The organism is Ligilactobacillus sp. Marseille-Q7487 (assembly GCF_949152225.1).
Classification (GTDB): Bacteria; Bacillota; Bacilli; order Lactobacillales; family Lactobacillaceae; genus Ligilactobacillus.
In genome coordinates this window covers 1,148,351-1,167,215 of the sequence record NZ_CASCJC010000001.1, presented here as the reverse complement: position 1 = coordinate 1,167,215, position 18,865 = coordinate 1,148,351, and the positions used below count along the sequence as shown (strand labels likewise).

At 35.1% G+C, this 18,865-nt stretch carries 17 protein-coding genes; 13 read left to right on the top strand and 4 right to left on the bottom strand.

The window, feature by feature from the left end; genetic code table 11:
* Window positions 1-69: 69 nt before the first annotated feature.
* A complete protein-coding gene (locus tag QM017_RS05725) occupies window positions 70-1,773 on the top strand; it encodes a septation ring formation regulator EzrA (protein ID WP_282709109.1) in 1,704 nt (567 codons plus the stop codon).
* Between the two features lie 359 nt (window positions 1,774-2,132).
* On the opposite strand, the gene QM017_RS05720 is transcribed toward QM017_RS05725, so the two are convergent.
* From QM017_RS05720 to QM017_RS05705, 4 genes are all read right to left on the bottom strand, one after another.
* Window positions 2,133-3,158: a DUF916 and DUF3324 domain-containing protein gene (locus QM017_RS05720; protein WP_282709108.1), complete on the bottom strand. Its 1,026-nt coding sequence runs from the start codon at window positions 3,156-3,158 to the stop codon at window positions 2,133-2,135.
* Window positions 3,159-3,175: 17 nt separating this feature from the next.
* Window positions 3,176-3,709: a WxL domain-containing protein gene (locus QM017_RS05715; protein WP_282709568.1), complete on the bottom strand. Its 534-nt coding sequence runs from the start codon at window positions 3,707-3,709 to the stop codon at window positions 3,176-3,178.
* A gap of 516 nt (window positions 3,710-4,225) precedes the next feature.
* Window positions 4,226-4,711, bottom strand: a complete 486-nt coding sequence (locus QM017_RS05710) for an N-acetyltransferase (protein WP_178198380.1) — start codon at window positions 4,709-4,711, stop codon at window positions 4,226-4,228.
* A 168-nt stretch (window positions 4,712-4,879) separates the two neighbouring features.
* Window positions 4,880-5,569 (bottom strand): deoxynucleoside kinase, encoded by a 690-nt coding sequence (locus QM017_RS05705; protein WP_178198381.1) that lies wholly within the window; start codon window positions 5,567-5,569, stop codon window positions 4,880-4,882.
* Between the two features lie 244 nt (window positions 5,570-5,813).
* Here QM017_RS05705 and purE point away from each other — a divergent pair, with 244 nt between their 5' ends.
* The 12 genes from purE (at window position 5,814) to purD (ending at window position 18,701) form a co-directional block, all read left to right on the top strand.
* Window positions 5,814-6,308: a 5-(carboxyamino)imidazole ribonucleotide mutase gene (gene purE / locus QM017_RS05700; RefSeq protein WP_282709107.1), complete on the top strand. Its 495-nt coding sequence runs from the start codon at window positions 5,814-5,816 to the stop codon at window positions 6,306-6,308.
* Complete coding sequence (gene purK / locus QM017_RS05695; RefSeq protein ID WP_282709106.1) at window positions 6,265-7,416, top strand: 5-(carboxyamino)imidazole ribonucleotide synthase; 1,152 nt, start codon at window positions 6,265-6,267, stop codon at window positions 7,414-7,416. Before purE ends, purK begins: the two co-directional genes overlap by 44 nt.
* A gap of 18 nt (window positions 7,417-7,434) precedes the next feature.
* On the top strand, window positions 7,435-8,733 hold the full coding sequence (gene purB, locus QM017_RS05690) for an adenylosuccinate lyase (RefSeq protein ID WP_178198384.1): 1,299 nt from the start codon (window positions 7,435-7,437) through the stop codon (window positions 8,731-8,733).
* Between the two features lie 209 nt (window positions 8,734-8,942).
* Complete coding sequence (purC, locus tag QM017_RS05685; RefSeq protein WP_282709105.1) at window positions 8,943-9,665, top strand: phosphoribosylaminoimidazolesuccinocarboxamide synthase; 723 nt, start codon at window positions 8,943-8,945, stop codon at window positions 9,663-9,665.
* Window positions 9,666-9,667: 2 nt separating this feature from the next.
* Window positions 9,668-9,913 carry a phosphoribosylformylglycinamidine synthase subunit PurS gene (gene purS / locus QM017_RS05680; RefSeq protein WP_178198386.1) on the top strand — a complete coding sequence of 82 codons (246 nt, stop codon included), beginning with the start codon at window positions 9,668-9,670 and terminating at the stop codon, window positions 9,911-9,913.
* Between the two features lie 2 nt (window positions 9,914-9,915).
* Window positions 9,916-10,602, top strand: a complete 687-nt coding sequence (gene purQ, locus QM017_RS05675) for a phosphoribosylformylglycinamidine synthase subunit PurQ (protein ID WP_178198387.1) — start codon at window positions 9,916-9,918, stop codon at window positions 10,600-10,602.
* Window positions 10,602-12,824 (top strand): phosphoribosylformylglycinamidine synthase subunit PurL, encoded by a 2,223-nt coding sequence (purL, locus tag QM017_RS05670; RefSeq protein ID WP_282709104.1) that lies wholly within the window; start codon window positions 10,602-10,604, stop codon window positions 12,822-12,824. The genes purQ and purL overlap by 1 nt, the downstream gene beginning before the upstream one ends.
* Complete coding sequence (purF, locus tag QM017_RS05665) at window positions 12,800-14,254, top strand: amidophosphoribosyltransferase (protein WP_282709103.1); 1,455 nt, start codon at window positions 12,800-12,802, stop codon at window positions 14,252-14,254. Before purL ends, purF begins: the two co-directional genes overlap by 25 nt.
* Complete coding sequence (gene purM, locus QM017_RS05660; RefSeq protein ID WP_282709102.1) at window positions 14,255-15,289, top strand: phosphoribosylformylglycinamidine cyclo-ligase; 1,035 nt, start codon at window positions 14,255-14,257, stop codon at window positions 15,287-15,289.
* A gap of 10 nt (window positions 15,290-15,299) precedes the next feature.
* The gene (gene purN, locus QM017_RS05655) at window positions 15,300-15,866 is read left to right on the top strand and encodes a phosphoribosylglycinamide formyltransferase (RefSeq protein WP_178198391.1); all 567 of its coding nucleotides are present in this window, start codon (window positions 15,300-15,302) and stop codon (window positions 15,864-15,866) included.
* Window positions 15,867-15,879: 13 nt separating this feature from the next.
* Window positions 15,880-17,418, top strand: a complete 1,539-nt coding sequence (purH, locus tag QM017_RS05650) for a bifunctional phosphoribosylaminoimidazolecarboxamide formyltransferase/IMP cyclohydrolase (RefSeq protein WP_282709101.1) — start codon at window positions 15,880-15,882, stop codon at window positions 17,416-17,418.
* 17 nt (window positions 17,419-17,435) lie between these two features.
* Entirely contained in the window at window positions 17,436-18,701 is a 1,266-nt protein-coding gene (gene purD, locus QM017_RS05645; RefSeq protein ID WP_178198393.1) for a phosphoribosylamine--glycine ligase, read from the top strand.
* Window positions 18,702-18,865: the final 164 nt, after the last annotated feature.

Below are 18,865 nucleotides of genomic sequence, written 5' to 3'. Positions count from 1 at the left end.
TGAATTATGAAATATTTCAACTTATTTAATTAAAAATTATCAGTGTAGCTAAGAATAGAAGGTGGACTCATGGAATATATTTTTATTGCGATTATCGTAATTGTAGTATGTTGCTATTTAGCGGTATTATACATGCGTAAAAATTATGCTCAAAAAATCACAGAATATCAAAGTGAACTAAAGAAATTACAGGCCTGTTCACTTGAAAAGAAATTAGCTTCAATCAGTCAGCTGAATTTGACAGGTGAGAGCTTAACAGAATTTGAAAAACTTGATAAAGGTTATCGCTATTTATTGAATAGACAATTGCCTGAGTTGTCAGAAACATTGAATCTTTTACAAGAAACAAATTCACAAATGCATGTTTTTTCAGTCAAACAAGATATGGCTACAATTGATAAAAAAATAGAAAATGTGAGTCAAAGATTTAATGAAATAAGAAATGATTTGGAAAAAATCGAACGTGATACCAAAGAACAACAACGAGCGGTTGATAGCTTGGATGAACGTTATCATTCTTTACGTAAGGTGTTATTAGCAAAAAGTTTTTCATTTGGCCCTGCTTTAGATGTTTTAGAAGATACCTTGGGTGAGTTAGAAAAAGACTTTGATGCTTATGTTAAATTAATGGAAAGTGGTGATTATGTAGCTGCTGCACCGTCATTGCAATCATTAAAGATGCAAACTAGTGAGTTACAAAATGCCATTGAGCAAATTCCGCCACTTTATAAAAATTACCATAATGTTTTTCCTGAACAAATTAAAGAGTTGCAAGCTGCTTTAGCTCAGATGCAAGATCAAGGTCATGGCTTTAGTGATGATATGGGTGCTAAATTGACTCAAATTAACCAGCAGATGACTGAATTTATTGAAAATATTACTTCGGTTAATATTGAGAATTCTAAAAAAATAAATGATCAATTGATGGATGAAATAGATGCCGTTTATGATGTTTTTGAAAAAGAATATAGCGCTAAAGCTCAGTTAGAAGCTAAAGAAAAATATTATTTTGCTTTCTTTAAGCATGCTAAGCAACAACAATACGAACTACTGGTTGCGCTTGAACGCTTGAAACAAAATTATACCTTGACGCATAACGAGTTAGAAGATGCACGGATATTAAATGAACAATTAGATAGAATTGAAGAGCAACAACATGTATACTTAGAGCAAAAAGAACAAAAAAAGGCAATTTATAGTCAAGAGTTAACGCTTTGTTTGAATAATATAGAAGCATTAACCGAGATTGAACAAAAACAAAAACAAATTAATGATGGTGTGGCTAATTTATGGCACGAAGAAAAAGAAGCACGAAAAGCGGTAGAGAGTTTTGATTTACAGATTCATCAACTTAAGCGTCGTGTCGAAAAGTTGAATCTTCCAGGTTTAACCAAAGAATATCTAGGATATTTTTATCGTGTTGCCCAAGAAATTAAGGATTTATCTCAAGCGTTAAGGTGCAGTCAAATCAATATGGATGAAATCACTAAAGGATTGTTGGATACACAATCTGATTTAGATGTTTTAGAAACAAAAACAAATGAATTGATTGACAGTTCTTTATTAACAGAAGAAATGTTACAATATGCCAATCGCTATAGAAATCGTTATCCTGAGATAGCGGATGCTTATCAAAAAGCGTTAAAACTTTTCAATGAAGATTATGATTATGTTGCTGCGCTAGATACAATTTCGCATGCAGTCGATAATGTAGATCCAGGAGCTTTTAGTAAAATATCTAAGGCTTATGAAGAACAAAAAGAATTGATTTAATAAAAAGGATAGTGCTGCTATAAATCGATTTTTAACATAAAAATTTAATTTAAAATTATCTCATGGATGCTTTCTTGTGTTTTACAGGGGCATCCATTTTATTTTTGCTTGCTTTTTTATTGTTTTTAAAATAAATTACAAATATTTAGAAAGTTAATGTGACTTTGCCACGCATTTAATTTTTGTATTTTAAAATATTAAAATTGTTTGCTTCTTATTTTTTCAGAACACATCTGGAATTTTCTACCTCGTGTATTTGGTTTGTTGGCGTAATTTTATTTTGTATTCTTGTAAGTAGTGCATAAAAATAACCCTCCTTACTGGATTGGCCAGTAAAAGAGGGTGTATATCAGTAATGACTAGTATTTTTTGTTGCGTTTGATAAGCCGGATAGTTAATCCTAAAACTAAGATTATAACTAATAAAGCTAGTAAGATTAATGGCCCGTTGTTATTAGCAATTGGTGTAAATGAGGAACTGAAATTAGGTGTTAATTTAGAAGTTAATGGAGTTTTTATAGTGAATTTTTGTTGAAAGTGCCAATGTTTTTTTCCGGAAGTAGCAGTTAATTCTAAGCGATATTTGCCATCGGGTAGTTTGTTTGAACCTAATGGAATTGTGAAATTATAGTCACTTGTTGGAGCGAATTCTTGGTCTAGGCGTGTGATTTTAACAACAGATTTGCTAGAAGATTGAGGATAGATTTTAGCCTTAATGGTTGTTTTACCAAATGCTTGGGAAGTAGGATTAGTTAAGTGTAGTAATAGTTCATTTTGAGATTCCATTTTTGTAGTATCAATTTTGTTGAATTTTAAATTAGGAGTAGTCTTTGTTTCGAGATTTTCTCTTAGTAAAATTCCGACAACTAAAGCGAAATGATTAGTTACTGTCGTTAATTGTTTAGAAGTACTTGTAGAGTTAGAGGAATCTAAGCGCTGAGCATAAAAGCCACCTAAAAGCATACCACTGAATGGTTGGGAAGGAATTTTTAACTTGAAAGTAACTTCACGTTGCTCATGAGGTTTAAGTGTGATTTTTTGTGGTTCAGAGAAAACTGTAGCGATATTTACCTCAGAGGTTAGTTGCGTAGGTTTATGCTTATCGTATTCAATGACACCATTTGAATTGGTATAGGCAGGATTGGGAGAAATCTTAATCTTGATTTTGTTGTTTTGTAAATTAGTTACTGAAAGCTTGATATCTTGTTGTTGATTAGGTGCAACTTTTAAATCAAAATAGTTGTTATCTGAAATTTGATTTGTTGGTAATACAGGTTGGATAGTAAAGCCCGTTTGTGTGGCTGCTATGACTTTTTTAGGATGTATCAAGAAGATACATAAACATAAGCTACTCAAAAACAATATTTTAATAAGATGTTTATTCATGTGATACCTCAATGTTATTAAAATGCACTAGGTGCACTATAAGTTGTAGAAAGTACCCAAGTAATATCTGCTTGATAAGTTTTTGCTTTGGCGTTTGAAGTTTTAGGAATGATAAGTTGTGTCTTAGTTCCGCTCGTGTTTAACGTGTAGTTATTAATACCTTTGCCGGTTGTATCATTTCCACGTGCAACAATACTTGCACTAGAATTTGCAAATAGCATAGTATTGGGCGTGATTATAGCTGGTGTGGTTGAGTGGGTGGCACCTTGTCCAGTTGTAACATTTAACAACATAATGACACCAGGTAAAGTTTCACCGCTAGCAGATCTAAATTCACTAAGCTGTGCGGTTAATTTCCAATCTCCGCTATTTCCTCGTAAGTCACTGACTTGAAGTTGATGAGAAGAATTTCCGTCAAAAGCAGTTGAGTTTTTGGTGATGTTACCATCGAAAAGATCTAATGTTGTTTCCCCAGTTGCTATTTGATTGATATTTGTTGATGAAAAGCGTAAATCAGGAACAGCATCCAATGTTAAAGTACCTGGATTAATAGCAAGTTCTACTGTTGAAGTTGCCGTTGCATTTTCAGAAAATTGTGCTTGGTAACCAGTTGTTTGGTTAGTTAAGTTAGTTGTGCTATTGCCAGAACCAGCTGCATGTACACTATTAAATGAGCTATTTAATAAAAGTAAACTAGCGCCAAAGCTAAGCTAAATAACTTATTTTTTTCATAATTTTTTCCTCCTAGGAATTTTTGATAAAAGTTTAAAGGATGAGTAAAATAATACAGAAGAGATAAGCCTAAAACTAGGGATTATTAATATTAATTATTAATGTTTTAATAGATGATTGGTAGTGAGTGGATAATCCTTAGCCTAGAAAAGTTAATAGAATTTATATCTTAGGGGTAATTGAAGAAAGAGTGGAATAAAACATAATAATTAATTTTATTTTATAAATTCTTTGGCTAGGTATACCATTATTTAAATGGAATGTCTTTTGAAACGACTTAGAATTAAAAAATACTATCAACCTTTCAAAAAATAATGGTGGTTGATAGTATTTTTTTAATCATAATTCAATATCCCTGTAACATCGAGTAAACTATTGTTGACTAATTCCTTAATCATAAGAGGTGTTTTTTCGTTGAAAGGCAAACGAATAACATCTGGATCAGTGATAATAAAGCCAAAGTTGCTAAAAAATTTGGGATCACCTTGAACGGCAATGAAGCGATACCCAGAAGCTTGTGCGCGATTTAAGAGCACACGTACTAATTGAGTGCCTAGACCATTTCGTTGATATTCAGGTGCGACTTCTAAAAAGCTAAAGACTAAACCAAGTTTTTGTCCGATAATCGCTTCGTTTAGCATACCATGAGCACAAATGTTGTTATTAATTTGACCTACAACTTCTAATGTAGGCATGTAACAAAAACTTTTACGCAAGCGTTTTAAAGTCTGTAATTTTTCTTCTTGTTGAATGGGATAACACTGTTTGATAATCTCTTGGATAGCACTATCATCTTGTGGTTCGATTCTTCTGATTTCCACGGTTAAAGTCCTCGTGTTTGTTCTAATTTTATATCGTGTTGTATTGTAACACGATAATCTGAGAGTAGCGTTAAAATTACTGAAGAAATTTATTTATTTTAGTTTTGAAAATTGTAACTTATGTTGTAATAACTTGCTAATTAAGTATATGAAGTTTATACAAGTTTTTTAATTTTGCTCTTTGAGAGTTGTTAGTTTGTCTTTAATTTGCTTGATAACATATTGACGGTCGCTTTCATTTCCGACAAAGTCATAACGATCACCATCAATTACAAGTGTTGGAGTGTCATGATAAGTAGCAATCCAATCATCATAGTATGTTAAAAGATTGTGGTAATATTCTTTTAAAGAAGGGTCATTTTCTACTTGTTCAAAACTACGGCCACGCTTTTTGATACGTTGAAGCATTGTATGGTAAGAAACCTTGATGATAATAGTTAGATTTTGTTGTTTAGCTACAATGCTATCATCTAGTTCGCTTAGCATATGTGTTAGTAATTCTTGATAAACTTGATATTCAATCGCAGTTGCATTGCCTAAATCAGTATTCATTTTCATAAACATGGCATCTTCATGGATAGAGCGATCTAAAATACTATTAGTATATTTTGAAGCTTCTTTAATCATTTTGAAGCGCCGATTTAAAAAGAATGTCTGTAACAAATAAGTATAGGGATTAGTGGCATTTTTATCGCCAGCAGCACGTTTTTTAGCAGCTAATTCATTTCCTTGATAAAATAACGGTAATACCGGATTGTCACTAACAGGTTCGTAGAAAGGTTTGGCTTGGAATTCTTGCGCTAAAATTTCGGTTAGACTAGATTTTCCAGAGCCGATAATTCCGGCGATGATAATCATAAAAAAGCCTCCTTAAAGTTATATAAAATTAAATACCATTCAATATTTTACCGAGTGTTCAAAGATAATTCAATCTTAAAAAATAGTTCGTTTTTTTATCGATATATTATCTTTTAAACTTAAAAAAATTTTTTAAAACACCAAAAATCGATTTATATAAGAAAAATATAGTGATAATGTTCGATTTTTCTTTGACTTTAAAAAAAGACTTTGCTATTCTTAAGATGATTGGGAGGGATTTTTTATGAGTAACAAAATTAGTCTTGTCATGGGAAGTATCTCAGATTGGCAAACGATGCAAGAAGCGGCTAAAATTTTGGAGTCTTTTGAAGTCAAATATGATAAGCAGGTTATTTCAGCGCATCGCATGCCGCAAGAAATGACAGACTTTGCCCAACAAGCAATTAAAAATGGTGTTGAAGTAATTATTGCAGGAGCTGGTGGTGCAGCACATCTTCCTGGTATGTTAGCTGCTAATACGATTTTGCCAGTAATTGGTGTTCCGGTTAAAAGTAAGGCATTAAATGGTATGGATTCCTTGTTGTCAATTGTACAAATGCCAGCAGGGATTCCGGTTGCAACAACGGCAATTGGCGAAGCGGGAGCTAAAAATGCTGCGCTTTTAGCGTTACAAATTTTAGCGGTTAATGATGTAAGTTTACAACAAAAATTGACGGCTTATCGGCAGCAATTACATGATCAAGCGAAAAAAAGTGGTGAAAATCTTGAAATACATTAAGCAAGGACAAACAATTGGGATTATTGGCGGTGGTCAATTAGGACAAATGTTAGCTTTAGATGCCAAAGAAAATGGAATGAAAGTGTTGGTTTTAGATCCTAATCCAACATGTTCAGCTGGTCAAGTTGCCGATGCACAAATTGTAGCAGCTTACGATGACTTTGCTGCCCTACAACAACTGGCAAAACAAGCTGATGTGGTAACTTACGAGTTTGAAAATGTTGATTTAGCAGCACTTGAAAAATTAGAAAAGACAATTTGGTTGCCGCAAGGAACTGAATTATTAAAGATTACAAAAAATCGTTTGACTGAAAAGACCTTCTTAAAAGAGCAAGGTTTAGATGTGGTGGATTTTTGTGAAGTTAACGATGAACAAGAGTTAAAACAAGCTGTCAAAAAAATCGGGTATCCATGTATTTTGAAAACATGTGAAGGTGGATATGATGGGAAATCACAGGTTAATATTAATGATTCAGCGGATTTAAATGAAGCAGGTAAGCTTTTAAGACAAAGAAAATGTATTTTAGAAGGATGGCTTGATTTTTCTTTAGAATGTTCGGTGATGGTCGCTAGAAATTTAGCAGGAGAAATCACAGTTTTTCCAGTGAGTGAAAATATTCATCGTAATCATATTTTACATTTAAGCATTGTTCCAGCTCGAATCGCTGAAAACTTACAACAAGTTGCTAAGCAAGCCGCGGTTAAAATTGCAAAGTCTTTAGATTTATGTGGGGTTTTGGGAGTTGAGATGTTTGTTGGTAAAGATGGACGTGTTTACATTAATGAGTTAGCGCCAAGGCCACATAATTCAGGGCATTATTCGATTGAAGCATGTGATTTTTCGCAATTTGCGATTCACAATCGAGCGATTTGTGGTTGGCCTTTACCTCAAATAACCCTATTAAAACCAGTTGTGATGGTTAATGTTTTAGGCCAACATGTTTGTGCTATTAAAAAGCTAATTCAAACAAAACCCTCGTGGCATTTTCATGATTATGGAAAAGATCAAGCACTACTTGATAGAAAAATGGGACATGTTACAATATTAACTGATGACTTAGATAAAACTTTAGTAGAAATTGAGGAAACTAAGGTTTGGTCAGACTAACTTAAAGGAGAAATTATAATGATTCCAAGATATACCCGTCCAGAAATGGCAGCAATTTGGACAGATGAAAAGAAATTTGAATGTTGGCTAGAAGTGGAGTTGGCTGCAGATGAAGCTTGGGCTAAACTGGGACATATTCCAGAAGAAGATGTTGTAAAGTTACGCCAAAATGCTAAGTTTGATGTACAACGCATCGCTGAAATCGAAGCAAGTACACATCATGATGTGATTGCATTTACTCGTTGTCTTTCAGAATCACTAGGCGAAGAAAAGAAATGGGTTCATTATGGTTTGACTAGTACAGATGTTGTCGATACAGCATATGGGTATCAACTAAAACAAGCTAATGATATTATTAGACAAGATTTGCAAAACTTTAAAGAAATCTTGGCTAAGAAGGCTAAAGAATACAAATATACTGTCATGATGGGACGTACGCATGGGGTGCATGCCGAACCAACAACGTTTGGCTTGAAGTTAGCGCGTTGGTATTCGGAAATGAAGCGTAATATCGAACGTTTTGAACATGCTGCCAAAGGCGTTGAAGCTGGTAAAATAAGTGGTGCAGTAGGAACTTTTGCTAATATCGATCCGTTTGTTGAAGAATATGTTTGTGACAAATTAGGGATTAGAGCGCAAGAAATTTCTACGCAGGTCTTACCGCGCGATTTGCATGCTGAATATGTAGCAACAATGGGGTTGATTGCTACGAGTTTGGAAAATTTTGCAACTGAAATTCGTGGTTTGCAAAAATCTGAAACACGTGAAGTTGAAGAATTTTTTGCTAAGGGTCAAAAAGGTTCTTCTGCAATGCCGCATAAACGTAATCCAATTGGGTCAGAAAATATTTGTGGTTTAGCACGGGTGATTCGTGGCCATGTAATGACTGCTTATGAAGATGTATCGTTGTGGCATGAACGTGATATTTCACATTCTTCAGCAGAACGCATTATTTTGCCAGATACGACAATTTTATTAGACTATATGTTGAATCGTTTAGGTCGAATCATTGAAAACTTAACAGTCTTTCCTGAAAATATGAAGAAAAACATGGAACGGACATTTGGTTTGATTTATAGTGGGCGTGTCTTGTTAAAATTGATTGATACGGGCATGAGTAGAGAAGCTGCTTATGATTTGATTCAACCCAAAACAGCGCAAGCTTGGGATGAGCAACGTCCGTTTAGACCGTTGTTAGAAGCAGATCCTGAGATTACTAGTCGCTTATCGCAAGCAGATCTAGATGATGCTTTTGATTATAACTGGCATTTACGTCAAGTTGATACTATTTTCCAACGTGTTGGGTTAGGTGATTAATAAAAAACCTTCAGACTTTTTGAGTCTGAAGGTTTTTTAGTTAGGCTATTTAAAAAAACGCCTAATTTTTTGAGAATTTTTTCTTTATAGTTCGTCTTTTGCTGTTGACTATGTCTTTTTAAATTGATAATCTATTTTTGTAATAAATAAACTGTATATTTTTATTACTATATACTAACAATGTTCGGTTTTAGGAGAAGTGATTATAAATGGTTGAAATGATATATGCTGGTAAAGCTAAACAAATGTGGAGTACAGAAGATCCTGAAATTTTACGAGTAGTTTATCTTGATCAAGCAACTGCTTTAAATGGCAAAAAAAAAGATCAAATAAAGGGTAAGGGACAAATTAACAATGAAATTTCAAGTTTAATTTTTACTTACTTGAATCAACAAAAAATTCCAACACATTTTATTAAAAGACTGTCAACAACAGAAGAACTAGTTAAGAAAGTAGAGATTATTCCGCTTGAGATGGTAACTAGGAATCTTTCGGCAGGACATTTTGCTAGTCGTTACGGTGTAAAAGAGGGAATAAGGTTTATTCAGCCTGTAGAAGAAACTTATTACAAAAGTGATGAATTAGATGACCCATTTATTAATGAATCACAAATTGCAGCATTAAATTTAGTCAGTTCAAAAGATTTGCTGACTATGTGGCAAATTTCGCGTAGAGTCAATGAATTATTAAGTGAGCTGTTTTTACAAATAAACTTACAACTTGTCGACTATAAGTTAGAATTTGGGCGTTTGAGTGATGGTACGGTTATTTTAGCCGATGAATTTTCACCAGATAATTGTCGTTTATGGGATTTACAGACTAACCGACATATGGACAAAGATGTGTATCGACGCGATTTAGGTGAGCTAACTCCAGTATATGAAGAAGTGTTGCATCGCTTACAAACGGTTTTAAACAAGGAGGAACAATAATTATGGTTAATGTTAGAATTTATGTCACATATAAGCAATCGGTTTTTGATCCGCAAGGCGAAGCAATTAAAGATGCAGTTTTATCTTTAGGGCATGATGAAGTTGTTTCGATCAAAGTGGGAAAATTTTTTGATGTTCAAATTGATGAAAATAAAAAAGAAGTTGCGCAAGCTGTTAAGGAAATTTCTGAACAACTTTTAGTGAACTTCAATCTTGAAACGTATCATTATGAATTAATGGAGGACTAAAGATGAAAATTGCGGTGGTAGTTTTTCCTGGTTCAAATTGTGATATTGATTTGTATGAAGCATTACATACTGTTTGTGGTGCTGATGTCGAGTATGTCTCACATAAACAAAAAAGCTTAGCTGGTTTTGATGCGGTTATGCTACCAGGAGGTTTTTCTTATGGAGATTATTTGCGATGTGGTGCAATTGCGCGTTTCACCAATATCATGCCTGCAATTATTGAATTTGCTAATGCTGGTAAGCCAGTATTTGGGACATGCAATGGATTTCAGATTTTAACAGAAGCTGGTTTGTTACCAGGTGCACTCAAACAAAATGATAGTTTGAAATTTATTTGTAAGACAATTGAACTAGAAGTCGTCAATAATCAAACACCATTTACGACTCAATATAAAGCTAATGAAAAAATTAAATTACCGATTGCTCATGCAGATGGTAGTTTTTATGCAGATGAAGAGACGCTCAAAGAAATTGAAGATAATCAGCAAGTTGTCTTTCGCTATAGTCAAGAAAATCCTAATGGTAGCTTAAACAATATTGCAGGAATAACCAATAAGGCTGGTAATGTTTTAGGTATGATGCCTCATCCGGAACGAGCAGTTGAAGCGCTTTTGGGTAATGAGGATGGTTTACGCTTATTTAAATCGTTGTTGGAAAATCAAACTATTAAGATGGGAGAGAAATGTTAATGGCTGAACTAACACCGCAACAAATTAAAGAACAAAAGCCTTACTTGGAGTGGGGATTAACTCAAAAAGAATACGATTATATTTGTGAAAAATTGTTGCATCGGTTGCCTAATTATACAGAAACAGGTTTGTTTTCTGTTATGTGGAGTGAACATTGTTCTTATAAAAAATCAAAACCGGTCTTACGTCTTTTTCCAAATGAAAATGAACGAGTCTTGCAAGGACCTGGTGAAGGTGCTGGCATTGTAGATATTGGAGATGGACAGGCGGTTGTTTTTAAAGCGGAAAGTCATAATCATCCTTCTGCAGTTGAACCTTATCAAGGTGCTGCAACGGGTGTTGGTGGTATTTTGCGAGATATTTTTAGTATGGGAGCACGACCAATCGCCTCGTTGGATTCGTTACATTTTGGTGAAATAAATAACCCGCGTACTAAGTATTTGATCAATGAAGTTGTAGCTGGAATTGGTGGTTATGGTAATTGCATGGGGATACCGACTGTTGGTGGCGAAATCACCTTTGATGAATGCTATACCGGAAATTGTTTGGTTAATGCTATGAGTGTAGGATTGATGGAACAAAAAGACATGCAAAAAGGACGAGCTACTGGCATTGGGAATGCAGTTATGTATGTGGGCGCAAAGACTGGACGAGATGGTATTCATGGGGCAACATTTGCCTCGGCAGATTTTGCTGATGATAAAGAAACGCAACGTTCAGCTGTCCAGGTAGGCGATCCGTTCATGGAAAAACTTTTGATGGAAGCTTGCTTAGAATTAACTAGCAAGCATGCTGATTGGCTAGTTGGAATTCAAGATATGGGAGCAGCCGGGATTGTTTCTTCGAGTTGTGAAATGGCAGCTAAAGCAAATAGCGGGTTAGAGTTGACACTTGATGATGTGCCACAACGCGAACCTAATATGTCTGCTTATGAAATTATGTTAAGTGAATCTCAAGAACGCATGTTACTTTGCGTACGTCAAGGTCATGAACAAGATGTCAAAGAATTATTTGAAAGATATGAACTAGAAGCTGTTGTAATTGGTCGAGTAACCAAGGGACATGATTATGTTTTATATCATCATGGTGAAGTTGTAGCTAATATTCCAGTCTCGAGTTTAACTGATGATGTTTTGGAAGAGCCTAGTCAACAACGCGTTCCTAAATATTATTTAGATGCTAAAAAAACAGCAAACTGGTATCCAGAAATTACCGATAGTAAAGCGGTATTTATTAAAATGTTGCAACAACCAACAATTGCATCAAAAGAAATGTTTACTCAAACTTATGATTCTCAGGTTAGAACTTGTACAGTTGTTGGGCCAGGAAGTGATGCAGGGGTCATTCGAATTCGCGGCACTAAAAAAGCTTTAGCGATGACAACTGATGGAAATGGGCGCTTTGTTTATTTAGATCCTAAAATTGGTGGGCAAATGGCGGTAGTTGAAGCGTGTGCTAATGTTATTGCTAGTGGAGCATTACCACTTGCGATGACAGATTGTTTAAATTATGGTGATCCAAATGATCCAGAAATTTATTGGCAATTATATGAATCTGTACAAGGAATGGCACAAGCTTGTCGGATTTTTGATACGCCAGTTATTTCAGGGAATGTATCTTTATATAACGAAAATAACGGAAAAGCTATTTATCCGACTCCAATGGTTGGAATGGTTGGTTTACTTGATGATTTGCAATACTTAGTAAAAAGCAAGGTTCAAGACATACATGATCAAGTTTATTTGATAGGACAAACGGGTGAAGATTACAGTGGCTCTGAATTGCAAAAGCTACTTTTAGGTGAAATCTCTGGCACTTTAACCTCACTTGATTTAGTTAAAATAAATGCCTATATGAAACGGTTATTAGGTGCGATGCAACAAGGTTTAGTAAAAAGCTGTCACGATATAAGTGAAGGTGGATTAGCAATTTGCTTGGCTGAAAAAGTCTTTGAAACACAATTTGGTCTTAAAGTTAGCGTACCTTTTAGAGCAGCACAACTTTTTAGTGAAACTGCTGGTCGTTTTGTAGTTAGTGTATCTAAAGAAAAGCAAGCCGAATTTGAAGCAATCATGCAAGATGATGCTATGTTGATTGGAGAAGTTAGCGCTCAAGCTGATTTAGAAATTATGACGTTAGATGATACATGGAAAATCGAAGTTGCTAAAGCACAAAAACTCTGGAAGGAGGCAATACCTTGTTTAATGAAATCAAAGGATTAAATGAAGAATGTGGTGTTTTTGGAGTTTTTGGTGCTAGCCAAGCCAGTCAATTGACTTATTTTGGCTTGCATACTTTGCAACATCGGGGACAAGAAGGTGCAGGGATTGTTTCAAGTGATGGAATGAGATTGTATCAACATCGTGACAGAGGTTTGTTAGCTGATGTCTTTTCCAATCCAGCCGATCTGACTCGATTAGTAGGAAAAGCAGCAATTGGGCATGTCCGTTATGGTACGAGTGGAAGCAATTCGATTGCAAATGTTCAACCATTTTTGTTTCATTTTTATGATGGTGATATTGCTTTGGCACATAATGGAAATTTGACTAATGCTAAATCCTTAAAAAGAAGACTTGAAAAAAACGGTGCGGTTTTTCAATCGAATTCAGATACCGAAATTTTAATTCATTTGATTCGTCAAAAACAGGATTGTGACTTTATTACGGCATTAAAGCAAAGTTTGACTGAGGTGAAGGGCGGTTTTGCTTTCTTATTATTGCAAAAAGATCGTTTGATTGCGGCACTTGATCCTAATGGTTTTAGGCCACTTGTAATCGGTAAGTTAAATGAAGCGTATATTGTTGCTAGCGAAACGTGCGCTTTGGATGTAATCGGTGCCCAATTTGTTAGAGATGTAATGCCAGGCGAATTAATTATTATCGATAAAGATGGTTTGAAAATCGACTGCTTCACTAAAGATACACAATTAGCTGTTTGCTCGATGGAATATGTCTATTTTGCTCGGCCTGATTCAATTATTCATGGAGTGACAGTTCATAATGCACGCAAACAAATGGGGCGTTTATTGGCTAAAGAACATCCCACACAAAAAGCCGATATGGTTATTGGTGTGCCTAATTCTTCACTTTCGGCTGCCTCGGGTTATGCTGAAGCGGCTGGCTTGCCTTATGAAATGGGGTTAATTAAGAGTCAATATATTGCTAGAACTTTTATTCAACCGACACAAGAATTACGCGAACGCGGAGTTAAGATGAAACTGTCGGCTGTGCGTGGTGTGGTTGAAGGCAAAAGCATTGTTATTGTCGATGACTCAATTGTACGTGGCACAACTTCTAAACAAATTGTTAAGCTTTTACGTGATGCGGGAGCTGTTGAAGTTCATATGCGGATTGCAAGTCCACCATTTAAGTATCCTTGTTTTTATGGAATTGATGTTTCGACTAGATCAGAACTCTTGGCGGCTAATCATAGTGTAGAAGAAATGTGTCGGGTTATTGGAGCGGATTCTTTAGAGTTTTTAAGTATTGAAAGTCTAATTAAAGCCATTTCTATTCCAAATGCTAACAAATATCCAAATGGTGGGTTGACAGTAGCTTATTTTGATGGTCAATATCCAACGCCATTATACGATTATGAAGCCGATTATTTAAAATCTTTACAACAACAAACTTTACGAAAGGAACAATGCTAAATGAGTCGATATCAAGAAGCTGGAGTAGATGTAACTGCCGGTTATGAATTAGTAAAAAGAATCAAAGCTGATGTTCAAAGTACCACTCGATTAGGTGTGATGGGACAAATCGGAAGTTTTGGTGGAATGTTTGATTTGAGTGCCTTAAACTTAAAACATCCCGTTTTAGTATCTGGAAGTGATGGTGTAGGAACTAAATTACTGATTGCTCAAATGCTTAACAAACATGATACCATCGGAATTGATTGTGTAGCGATGTGTGTTAATGATATTTTAGCTCAGGGAGCAGAACCGCTTTATTTTTTAGACTATATTGCTACAGGACATAATGATCCAGCTAAGATGGCACAAATTGTAGCAGGAATAGCTCAAGGATGCAAACAAGCCAATTGTGCATTAGTTGGTGGTGAAACAGCAGAGATGCCTGATATGTATAGCTTTGATGAGTATGATGTAGCAGGTTTTGCAACTGGAGCAGCTGAAAAAAAGGATTTATTAACGGCTGATATGCCACAAAAAGGAGATATTTTACTAGGTTTAGCTTCAAGTGGTTTACATTCAAATGGTTTTTCTTTAGTTCGTCAAATCGTCTTTAAAGATCATGCCATAGCTTTGGATAGTAAGCCTGAAAAATTAGGAGGGCAAACTTTAGGAGCAGCTCTTTTAGAACCAACAAAAATCTATGTAAAGTCAGTGTTACCACTTGTCAGACAAAAACTTGTTCATGGTATTGCCCATATTACTGGTGGAGGATTGATTGAAAATGTACCACGGATGTTTAATGATGATTTACAAGCGCAAATTGAAATGAACTGGACAATTCCGCCAATCTTTACTTACCTTAAAGGATTAGGTGAGTTAAATACTAAGGACTGTTTAGAAACATTTAATATGGGAATTGGCTTGGTATTAGCTGTGTCAAAAGAAAATGTTAAGCAAGTAACAGAAATTTTGACGTCAAATGGTCAACAAGTTTGGCAAATTGGCATTTTGCAAGAAAGGCCAACAAATGCTACAAAGATAGTAATTAAGTGAGGCGATAGATGTGCGAGTAGCAATTTTTGCATCAGGAAATGGCTCTAACTTTGAAGTGTTAGCCCAAGCTTTTCAAGCAAAAAAGATTGCTGGAAATTTGGTGCTATTGTTTTGTGACCACCCAGATGCTTATGTAATTGAGCGAGCTAAGAAATATAAGATCAAAACGGTTAGTTTTACCGTTAAAGAATGTGGCGGAAAAGGACTGTACGAAAAAAAGATTGCTCAGCTTTTAGAACAAGAAAATATCGATTTTATAGCTTTAGCTGGTTATATGCGTGTGATTGGGCCACTGATTTTGAGTAAATATGAAGGCAAGATTGTTAATATTCATCCGGCGTATTTACCTGAGTATCCGGGACTTCATTCTATTGAACGTGCATTGGCAGATGGCAAGCAAAAAACAGGTGTGACGATTCATTATATTGATTCAGGTGTCGATTCAGGTCCAATTATTGCCCAAGAGCATGTTGCTATTTTAGCTGATGATACTTTAGAAACATTAGAGCAAAGAGTTCATGCATGTGAGCATCGAATGTATCCAAGAGTGTTAGCCCAGATTTTAGAGAAAAGATAAGGAGAAATTTTTCATGAAACGAGCTTTAATTAGTGTATCAGATAAAACAAATTTAGTTGAATTTGTCAAAGGATTAATCGCAAATGATTTTGAAATTATCTCAACTGGTGGGACAAAAAAAGTTTTAGAGCAATCTGGAATTGCAACAATTAGTGTTGAAGATGTTACCGGATTTCCAGAAATTATGGATGGACGTGTTAAAACTTTGAATCCATATATTCATGGAGCAATATTAGGACGAAGAGATGTGGTCCAACATGTTGCAAAAATGGAAGAATTACAAATTACGCCGATTGATTTGGTCTGTGTTAACTTATATCCATTTAAGCAGACAATCGCTAAACAAAATGTGACTTTAGCTGATGCGATTGAAAATATCGATATAGGTGGTCCTAGCATGGTACGCTCTGCTGCTAAAAATCATCAAGACGTAACGGTTGTAGTTGACAGTGATGATTATACACGTGTCTTAGAAGAAATAAACAATCAAGGAAATACAAGTCATCAATTACGCTTTGAGTTGGCTGCTAAAGCATTTAGACATACTGCCGCTTATGATGCGTTGATTGCGCAATATCTAACTGAACAAGTAGGAAAAACGGCCCCAGAAAAATTGACCTTAACTTATGATTTAGAACAAGAGATGCGCTATGGTGAAAATGGACATCAAAAAGCATGGTTCTATCAAGATGCCCTACCTAAAAAATACTCTGTTTCTTCAGCTAAACAGCTTCATGGCAAACAGCTATCCTATAATAATATTAAAGATGCTGATGCTGCGTTAAGAATTGCACGGGAATTTGACAGTCCAACGGTCGTAGCTTTAAAACACATGAATCCTTGTGGGATTGGTAAAGGACAAACTATTTTAGAAGCTTGGCAACGTGCTTATCAAGCTGATCCTATATCGATTTTTGGCGGTATCATTGTGTTAAATCGTCCAGTTGATGTTGCAACAGCGACTAAGATGCATGAATTATTTTTGGAAATTATTATTGCTCCAAGTTATGAACCCGAAGCATTTGCTATTTTGTCCCAAAAGAAAAATATTCGTTTATTAGAACTTGATTTTAGCACTAAAGATGAACAGACTGGTTTAGAGGTTGTTTCTGTAATGGGAGGATTATTAGTACAAGAACAAGATGTATTGAAAGAAGATCCTAGCAGTTGGCAAGTTGTGACCAAAGTAGCTCCAACTAAAGAACAATTAGCAACGCTAGAATTTGCTTGGAAAGCTGTTAAACATACTAAATCAAATGCAATTGTGGTTGCAAATGACAAACAAACATTGGGGATTGGAGCTGGACAACCAAATCGGATTGATTCAACTAAAATAGCAATTGCGCATGCCCAAGATCATTTAGATGATAAAGCAGTATTAGCTAGTGACGCATTTTTTCCAATGGATGATTGCGTAGAGTACGCAGCTAAGCATGGAATTAAGGCAATTGTTCAACCAGGTGGTTCAATCAAAGACCAAGCTTCGATTGATATGGCAGATAAATATGGGATTGCAATGGTAATGACTGGTGTTAGACATTTTAGACACTAATTTGAGGTAGATAAGTGATGAAAAATAATGTCAAAATTTTAGTAGTTGGTTCTGGCGGACGCGAACATGCAATTGCTAAGGCGTTATTACAAAGTCCACATGTTGCAGCTGTCTTTTGCGCCCCTGGAAATGTCGGGATGCAAAATGATGGAATACAAACTGTCGATATTTGTGAATTGGCATTTGATGCTTTAAAAGGATTTGTAATTGAAAATGAAATTGAGTGGACCTTTGTAGGACCAGAAAATGCTTTAGTTGCAGGAATTGTCGATTCGTTTCAAGCTGATGGCTTAAAAATTTTAGGTCCTAACAAGCGTGCAGCACAACTAGAAGGCTCTAAAGATTATGCAATGCGGTTTATGGAAAAATATCAAGTTCCAACAGCTAAATTTGCAACTTATCAAGATTCTAAAAGTGCGATTGCGGGTTTAGAGCAATTTGGCGAGCCAGTTGTTATTAAAGCTGATGGTCTTGCAGCTGGAAAAGGTGTGGTTATTGCGCAAACCAAGCAAGAAGCTTGTTTAGAGATTAAATTAATGTTTAAAAAAGGACAAAAACAAATTGTTTTAGAAGAATTTTTAGATGGAGATGAATATTCACTATTTGTATTGACCAACCAAAAAAATTGGCGCGTTTTACCATTAGCACAAGACCATAAACGTGCATTTGATAATGACCAAGGACCTAATACAGGAGGAATGGGAGCTTATAGCCCTGTACCACAGCTTTTAGAAAGTGACTATCAAAAAATGCTAACGCAAGTGGTTAAGCCAACCATCGCTGGTTTAAACAAAGGAAAATACCAATATTGTGGAATTATCTATATTGGTTTGATTTTAACTAAGCAAGGCCCAAAAGTAATTGAATATAATGTTAGATTAGGAGATCCTGAAACGCAAGTTATTTTACCACGTATAAGTAATGATTTCTTTACCTTACTAGATACTTGTGTTAACGAATTGGAATTGCCACAGATTAAAGAAAGTTCACAAGCTGTATTAGGCGTTGTCTTAGCAGCAAATGGTTATCCTAAAGAACCAATTAAAAATCAAGTTTTACCTGTTTTGAATAAAACAGATGTAATTGATATTGATTATGCCAACGTTAAAAGTCACGACGAAGCTTTTATGGGCAATGGCGGACGTTTGTTGACGGTTATAAGTCAAGGCGATAACTTGATTCAAGCACAAAAGCAAGCCTATCAGTATTTGAATGAATTTGATTTTGATGGATGCTTTTATCGTAAAGATATTGGCTTTAAAGCAACAAATTATAAATTTTAATATTAGGGGCGCATTTCTAAAAAAAGAATTGCGCTTTTTTGTGTCTTTTGTTATCCTTGAGTGATGAATTTTTATAAATTTTTAAATTCGTCAAAATTTTATGGGTAAAATAGTATTTTTAGGGTAAAAAAGGGTTGACGTTTACCCTAAATAAGAGTAGTTTG